Here is a 7,232-nt window from a genome sequence, read left to right on the forward strand (position 1 = left end):
ATCTCCACCCGTCGTCCGGCTCCGCACCCTGCTGAATCAGTGGTGGCGTGTCGTCACGCCCACCACTCCCAGGCGTGGAACAGGTCGAACAGCCCTGGGTCCCCGTCGAGTCGCAGGGAGTCCAGCGGGATGCGCTCGTACAGGAACAGGACCAGATCACTGGCCGTGCCGTGGATGGAGAGGCCGGCCGCGTCCGGGTCCTCGCCGGGAGCGGGCAGCCGGGTGGTGCGTGCACCGTCGCCGTCGACCGTGTGACGCCAGGAGCGGCCCTCGGTGGCGTGGAAGTCGAAGGCGGTGGGCTTGTGCGGCCAGGGGCTCGTCGTGAAGCAGGTGATGAACAGGTTCTCCTCGACTCCGTCGAGCGCCACCTCGGTCGGCAGCGGCTGCGGGGCGCCCACGGCGACCTGAGCGTCGTAGGTGTGCACCGCGATCTCCTGGACCTGGTGCCGGGCGACGCCACCGGCGGTGTCCGGCATCTGCGTGTCGCCCCAACCGGTGAAGCAGCCCTGGTCCGGACCGGCCTCGCGCAGGGCCGCCAGCAACAGCTCGGTGGAGGCGGCCAGCCAGGCCAGCACGGCCTCGCGCTCCCGCGGCGCGACCGCGTCACCGGCGGCCGGGGTCCTGGACATGGCGTCCGGCCCGGCGGCGACGGTGGCGGCCCAGCGGCGGCGGCCCTCGCCGATGTGCTGCACCAGATCCGACAGCGTCCACTCGGGGCAGGTCGGCACGGGCAGGTCCAGGCTCGACGCCGAGGCGATCGCGGCGCGGAAGGCGGTCGCGCGTTCGTCGATCAGCCGCAGTAGATCGGGGAACTCCAGAGTCTTGTGCACGGCGGTAGTTCTATCATCTTGATCCACTGCCCGACAGAGGTTATCCCGCCGTACCGGCAGTCAACGCCGACCCTGCGACCATAACCTCTCCGACCACTACCTCCGCGGCCGCTACCCCGCCGACTGCGGCCCGGCTAAGTCCGGTCGCGCCCGGGCCAGGTAGCCGGCCTGGAAGCGGCTGGAGGCGCCGAGGCCGTCCAGTAGTTCGGCGATGTGCTTGCGGCAGGTGCGCAGTGACATGCCGAGGCGGCGGGCGATCATCTCGTCCTTCATGCCCTCGGCGAGGAGGCGGACCACGGCCTGCTTCACATCGTCGAGTTCGTTGTCCCATTGGCGCAGGGGCACGAAGGTGTCGGCGAAGGACCAGGATTGGTCGAACAGGCCGCAGAAGTAGAAGACCATCGACGGTTCGCGGACGACGATGGCGCCGTCCAGGCTGAGGCGGTGCGGGAGGATCGCCACCTCGCGGTCGAAGACCAGCATGCGGCCGGACAGGTCGGTGCGGGTGCGGACTTCGGCGCCGGCGGCGGTGATGCGGGCGACGTACTCCTGGGTCGGCTGGTGCAGTCTCGCAGTGTGCTGATACAGCGTGCGCATGCGGACGCCGCGGCCGATCATCGCCAGGTCGCGGGTGATCGCCTGTTCCAGTTGCTCCGGCTCGCGCGGGCCGCCGGGCTGGACGGTCATCACCTCGGTGCGGCAGCCCACCGCTAATCGTTCGATCAGGTCCAGCACGGTGGCCAGGTCCAGGATCTCGTCCAGCCGGTGGGCCCCGGCGCGCGGGCGGCCGGCCGAGTAGACCTCTTCGAGGATCAGCAGCTGGGCCCGGGCCCGTTCGGCCTCGGCGAGTTGGCGGCGCAGGTCCGCCTCGACCGGTGCGACCCGGTAGGCGGCGGCGATCGAGGGCGGGACCGGCAGGTATGTCGGCGGGGTGTCGGCCCCGGCCTCTTCGGGTTCGGTGCGCAGCAGGTGCAGGTCGATCAGGACCTCGACCGAGCGGGTGGCGTCCTCGTCGGTGAGCCCGAGCTCCCGCACCGCCTGATCCAGGGTGAACCGCCCCTGGCGGAGAAAAAGCCGGTACAGGGCCATCTCGCCCGCACCGATCTGCGGGAACGCCGCCGGGGCGAGTTCACCGTCGGCCATGTCGCCTCCGCGGAAGCTGCGGTCATTTCGCGGCACCGGTCACGAGGACCGCCCAACAACTAAGGATTCTGCCAGGATTAGATGGAAAGTCGAGATCAGCACACGATGACGTTGAGGTTTGGGAATAATCGAGAAAACCCTACGAGTTCCGATCCGCTCCTGGCGCCGATCCCGCGCTACCGATCCCGCGTCGTCGGCGTCAGCGGCCGGTCACGGCCACGACCGAGGAGGTGCGGTCGAGCTTGGCGTGGCCGTGATGGGCGTCGGTGCTGAACAGCTGCGCACGGAAGGCGGTCCGGCCCTTGTGCGTGATCTTCACCGGCACCGTGAGCGAGACCCCGTCCTGGCCCCCGTTGACGCAGCGCAGCACCTGCCAGCTGTGGCCGTTCTGCCGCTCGACGCACAGCCGCTGGTACTGCGCCCCGTCGTCCCCGGCGACGGCCGAGAGCCGCGCCGTCTGGCCGACCCGCACCTTGCCCGAGTGGGCCGTCAGCGACATGTCGGACTTCGCCATCGCCGGGCCCGCGGCGGCGAACACGCCCAGCGCCACGCAACCGCCCGCGATCACCGCGGCGCGGACTCCTCCATTGATCTTGCTCATCGTGAACGTACTCCTTCAACCGGTCGTGCCCTGGTGGCAGTCGGAAACCCGACGGTTATCCATGAGACGTCCGGCGCCATACAGGGGTTGAGTCCGTTCCCGATCGGATCCGTCAGCCGGACGGGACCTCCGCCACGGACGCGACGGCCGGCTCCGGCTGGTCCTGTTCCCGGGCGTAGAGACGTGAGAGCAGCGGCAGTTCGTAGAGCACGGCATGCGCCGTGACCTCCGCCAGCGGACTGTCCAGCTCCCGCTGCTCGATCAGCGACTCCAGCGCGCGAGCGGCCTCGTCCAGCGACAGGCCCAGCACACCGGACGCCTCGGCGAGGGTGAAGACCGGACCGGGCAGCCGGCTCAGGGCCCGCAGCCCGGCGCGCGCCTGCGGCACCAGGCCCTGCCACCACGCGCCGAGCAAGGGCCGGACCGTGGTCTCGCCGACGGCGAGTTCGTCGAGCAGCGATCCGCTGTGTTCCAGCCGCGCCGCGTAAGCGGACAGCGACAGATGACGCAGCGCGGCGAGCTTGCCGCCGACCAGCCGGACGGTCAGCGGCAGCAGCCCGACCGCGGCGACGATCCGCTCGGCCGCGCCGCGCTCGTTCGCCACGCGCGGCCCGGTGAGGTGCCGCGCGAGCAGGTCGAGCGCCTCGGCCGGGGAGAACGCCCCGAGCTCCATGCGGTGCAGCGAGCCGATACCGGGCAGCTCGCGACGGGTGGTGACGATCGCGACGCTGCCGCCCGGCCCCGGCAGCAGCGGTTGCAGACCGGAGGCGTCGGCGACGTCGGCGACGTCGTCCAGGACCAGGAGCAGGCTGCGGCCGAGGATCTCGGCCTGCCACAACGCGATCGCGTCGTCCTCGTCGTCGACCTGCGGGATCGCCGTGCCGGTGACCCGGCACAGGTCGGCGAGCAACGAGGTGACCGGGCGGGGCGAGCCGTCGGACCGGCGCATCCGGATCAGCAGACAGCCGTCCGGGAAGTCGGCCGCGAGCCGGTGCGCGGTCCGCACGGCCAGGGCGGTCTTGCCGACTCCGAGCGGGCCGCACAAGTACACCGAGCAGCGCCGGACGCCGACGGTCTCGGCCAGTTCGGCGGCGTGTTGGGCCCGGCCGGTGAAGTCGTGCAGGTCCGGCGGCAGCAGCAGTCGGGGCCGACCGGCCGACGGGTTCGACATGGCGCCGCCGCCTACGGAACCGCCGACCATCTGCGGCGCCTGCGGCCAGGTCTGCCAGGTCTGTGGCCAGGTCTGCCGGCGCGGCTTCGGAACGGTGTCACGACCGGAACCGGCTCCGGTCCCGGTCCCGGCCCCAGGGCTGATTCCGGTACTGGTTCTCGCCGTCGGATCGGACTCCCCCGCGCCTTCCGCCAACAGCGAGCGGTACAGGTTCTGGACCACCGGTCCGACGTCCAGGCCGAGTTCGGCGGCGAGCAGCCGGCGGTATTCGTCATAGCCGGCCAACGCTTCGGTACGGCGGCCAGACCGGTGCAGCGCGATCATCTGCACCGCCCGCAACCGTTCGCGCAGCGGATGCGCGCCGATCAGTTCGGCGACCCGGTCCGCGACCGCGGCGGCCCGGCCGACGTCGACGGCGGCCTCGGCCCAATCCTCGCAGGCGGTCACCCGGCGCAGCGCCCAGGCGTCGGCCTCGGCCCGGATCGCCGGGGAGTCCGCGAGGTCGGCGAGCATCGAGCCGCGCCACAGATCCAGCGCCTCGCCCAGCAACCGGGCGGCGTGCTCGGACGCGCCGGGCACCTTCGAGCCCTGATGGTCACCGGCCAGCGCCGAGCTCATCCGGGCGGCGCGCACGAACTCCCGGAAGCGGAGCGAGTCCAGTTCCTCGGTCTCGACGCGCATCACGTATCCGCCGGAGCGGTGGACGATCCGGTCCGGGCCGCCCGCCGGGCGCAGCAGCTGGCGCAGGCTGGAGACGTAGACGTGCAGGTTCTTGTGCGCGGTGCGGGGCGGATCGTCGCCCCACACCGCGTCGGTGAGCAGGTCGGTGGAGACCACGCAGTTGGCCCGGCACAACAGCATGGCCAGGACCAGACGCTGTTTGTGCGGGCCGGGATCCGCCTCGCGGCCGCCGATCTCGACGGCCAGATCCCCCAGGATCCGGAAGACGGCCACGGGCGAAACCATGAGGGTCATTCCCTTCGGATACCGACGGCGCGGGGCTCGCCGGCGGGGCGGTCAGGGCCAGGGATAGCCGGGCTCCTCGGACCTCTCGTCCAGGACCTCGCGGGCCCGGCGGTGGTGGGTCCGGTCGCGGGCGGCGGCCAGCCGGGTGGCCGCCAGAGCGCCGAGCACGGCGCTGGCGGCGAGCGCGGTCAGCCCGATCGGCACGGCCCAGCGGGCCAGGCCCCGGCACGGGCATTTCAGTGCGGGGGCCGGGCGGCCCGCACCCGGCCGCCCCGCCGACCGGGGCACCGGCTGGTGCACGGACCGGTGTACGGACCGGGGCGCTGACCGAGGCGCTGACCGAGGCTCTGACCGGGGCGCCGCCACCGGCTCAGCTGCCACCCCCACCCCAGCCGGTGTCCTGAATCTCGCCGCCGCCGTTCCCGTTGCCGTTGCCGTCGGCCAGGACCACGTGCCCGGCCGTGGGCGACGGGGACGCCGACGCGCCCTGGACCGACGCGAGCCCGGAACAAGCCAACGCCAGCGCGACCGCGGCGACGACGCCCGCGAGAGCTCCCCGGAGCCGATTCATAGTGCCTCCTCAGATAGAGAGACGTGCCAGAAGACGAGCGACGAGGCGACACCGGGTTTCGCAACCCCCTGCCATCTCCCGTCATGCTTCAGCTTGCTGCGGCCAGGTATCGGCTGGAAGGGAAAGCCGCATGTCAGAAGCTGCATGCAGGAACAGCACCCAGAAATGAAGGGAGCGTATACGGACTTAGCACTATTTGCTGAGTTCATCCGCTTCGTACTCGGCATACGCCTGCGCGATGACGGCTTGGGCCTGTTCCGTGGCGGCAGCGGGCAAATCCGGAACGGACAGGGCCAGGCTGGCGACCGCCAGGGCCATCGGGACCCGGCGGCGGGTGCCGATCTCGACCACGTCCGCCAGTCGGGCGGCCAGCAGCCCGGCCACGTCGGCGCGCGCCTCGGGCTCCACCCACGCCGCGACGACCAGCCCGAACAAGGCGACCTCGGTGATCCAGTCCTCCACCCCGAACGCGAGGTCGATGAGGATCCGGCGGCGCGTGGAGAGCATCCACACCTGGTTCGCGCGGTGGTGCAGGATCCCGACGCAGGCGATCGTCTGGACGGCGCGGACCCACCGGGTCTGGGCCGGCGGCGCGTCCGAATCAGGGGTCGTGGTCGGCGGCTCCGGCGGATGGACGAGCGCGCCGAGCAGATCGCCGATCGGCAGCCCGGCCAGGTGCGCCGAGGTGGCGTGCAGCGCGATCGGGGACGGCCACCCGGCCATCGCCAGCGTGGCCAGGTCCGCGACGGCCCGCGCGCCGTCCGGAGCCGGGGCCGGGACCGCGGGGCGCGCGGTGGTGCCGTCGTAGGACCACACGGCGGTGTCCGTCGGGCACCGCGGGCTGCGCGGATCGGGCTCCGGGACGGTGCCGATCCGGACCGACACCTGGGGCAGCACCCGGCCCAGCACGGCCATCGCGCTGGGGAGTTCGATCGTGTCCAGCTCGATCCACGGGTCGGGGTCGTCGGCGATCTCGGCCCGGAACCCGGCGACCGCGCCCGGGGCGTCCAGGAAGGCCGCGGCGCCGTCGAGGCCGGCGGGGACGTGGTCCAGCCAGGGGTGGCCGGCGCAGCCCGCGGCCAGCATCCGGTGGGCGTGCTCGGCGTCGGGCTGGTCCTGGAGGTAGTCGGCGAGGGCGATCAGGTGGGCGACGTCCCGGTCATCGGCGAAGCGAAGCGCGCACGCGGTCGGGAACGCCGCCGGGTCCCGGGGCGCGATGGCCAGCGCCCGGTCGATCCATTCCAAGGCCTCGTCGAAGCGGCCGGCGTCGGCCAGGAGTTCGGCGATGTCGGTGAGCACGGCCGTGTTCTCGGGATCGAAGCGCAGCATCCGCTGGTAGGCGGCCAGCGCCTCGTCGACCCGGCCGGCCGTGGAGTAAGCCGAGGCGGCGCACATCGTCGTCAGCCAGCTCGGGTCGAGCTGTTCACCGCGGGCGGCCAGCGCGATCGCCTCGTCCCAGGCGCCGAGGCGGCGGGCCAGGCTGGCCACCGCGCCGTGCACGAGACCGTGCCCGGGATGGCTCGCGACGGCGTTGCGGCCCAGCTCCAGCACCGGCATCAGGGCACGTCGACAGTTCTCTGACATGCCGTCCGGCGGGCTCGGCAGACTCGGCAGGAGCGACAGGTAGGCCTCGGCGATCCGGTCCGGATCCATCCGGCGCGGCGCCTCGGGGTCGGCGACCCACGGCACTGCCGACCACGGCCGCTCGGGGTCGTGGGCGACGACGGCGAGCAGCAGGTCCAGGCCGGCGTCCGGGTCGTCGCCGGCGCCGAGCAGGTGCGCGCGGCCGATGGTGTAGGCGAGGTGGTTGCCGTCGAGGGGGAAGAGGTCGACCGCGGTGTCGACGGCTGTGTCGCCGGCTGTGTCGCCGACGCGGGCGGCCAGTTTGAAGAGCGCTTCGTAGGCGGCGGGGAAGTCGGGGGCGTAGGCCAGGGCGGTGCCGATGTGGGC

At 72.6% G+C, this 7,232-nt stretch carries 7 protein-coding genes; all 7 read right to left on the minus strand.

Annotated elements, in window-relative coordinates; translation table 11 throughout:
* Positions 1-53: 53 nt before the first annotated feature.
* Positions 54-830, minus strand: coding sequence for a maleylpyruvate isomerase family mycothiol-dependent enzyme (locus IZR01_RS46915; protein WP_194927621.1), 777 nt, complete (start codon positions 828-830; stop codon positions 54-56).
* Positions 831-941: 111 nt separating this feature from the next.
* Complete coding sequence (locus IZR01_RS46920; RefSeq protein ID WP_194927622.1) at positions 942-1,973, minus strand: helix-turn-helix domain-containing protein; 1,032 nt, start codon at positions 1,971-1,973, stop codon at positions 942-944.
* 199 nt (positions 1,974-2,172) lie between these two features.
* Positions 2,173-2,574, minus strand: coding sequence for a hypothetical protein (locus IZR01_RS46925; protein WP_194899234.1), 402 nt, complete (start codon positions 2,572-2,574; stop codon positions 2,173-2,175).
* A gap of 112 nt (positions 2,575-2,686) precedes the next feature.
* Positions 2,687-4,711 (minus strand): AfsR/SARP family transcriptional regulator, encoded by a 2,025-nt coding sequence (locus tag IZR01_RS46930; RefSeq protein ID WP_194927623.1) that lies wholly within the window; start codon positions 4,709-4,711, stop codon positions 2,687-2,689.
* Between the two features lie 51 nt (positions 4,712-4,762).
* Positions 4,763-5,011, minus strand: a complete 249-nt coding sequence (locus tag IZR01_RS46935) for a hypothetical protein (protein ID WP_194927624.1) — start codon at positions 5,009-5,011, stop codon at positions 4,763-4,765.
* A 70-nt stretch (positions 5,012-5,081) separates the two neighbouring features.
* The gene (locus IZR01_RS46940; RefSeq protein ID WP_194927625.1) at positions 5,082-5,282 is read right to left on the minus strand and encodes a hypothetical protein; all 201 of its coding nucleotides are present in this window, start codon (positions 5,280-5,282) and stop codon (positions 5,082-5,084) included.
* A 192-nt stretch (positions 5,283-5,474) separates the two neighbouring features.
* Positions 5,475-7,232, minus strand: a 1,758-nt coding sequence (locus tag IZR01_RS46945; RefSeq protein ID WP_194927626.1) for a tetratricopeptide repeat protein, incomplete at its 5' end; no start/stop codon positions are given.

Origin of the sequence: Catenulispora pinisilvae (assembly GCF_015356865.1) — a bacterium.
GTDB lineage: Bacteria > Actinomycetota > Actinomycetes > Streptomycetales > Catenulisporaceae > Catenulispora > Catenulispora pinisilvae.

Bases quoted from the DNA above. Each gene is read 5' to 3' on its own strand.
- IZR01_RS46920 (WP_194927622.1), bottom strand. From the start codon at position 1,973: ATGGCCGACGGTGAACTCGCCCCGGCGGCGTTCCCGCAGATCGGTGCG.
- IZR01_RS46925 (WP_194899234.1), bottom strand. From the start codon at position 2,574: ATGAGCAAGATCAATGGAGGAGTCCGCGCCGCGGTGATCGCGGGCGGT.
- IZR01_RS46930 (WP_194927623.1), bottom strand. From the start codon at position 4,711: ATGGTTTCGCCCGTGGCCGTCTTCCGGATCCTGGGGGATCTGGCCGTC.
- IZR01_RS46940 (WP_194927625.1), bottom strand. From the start codon at position 5,282: ATGAATCGGCTCCGGGGAGCTCTCGCGGGCGTCGTCGCCGCGGTCGCG.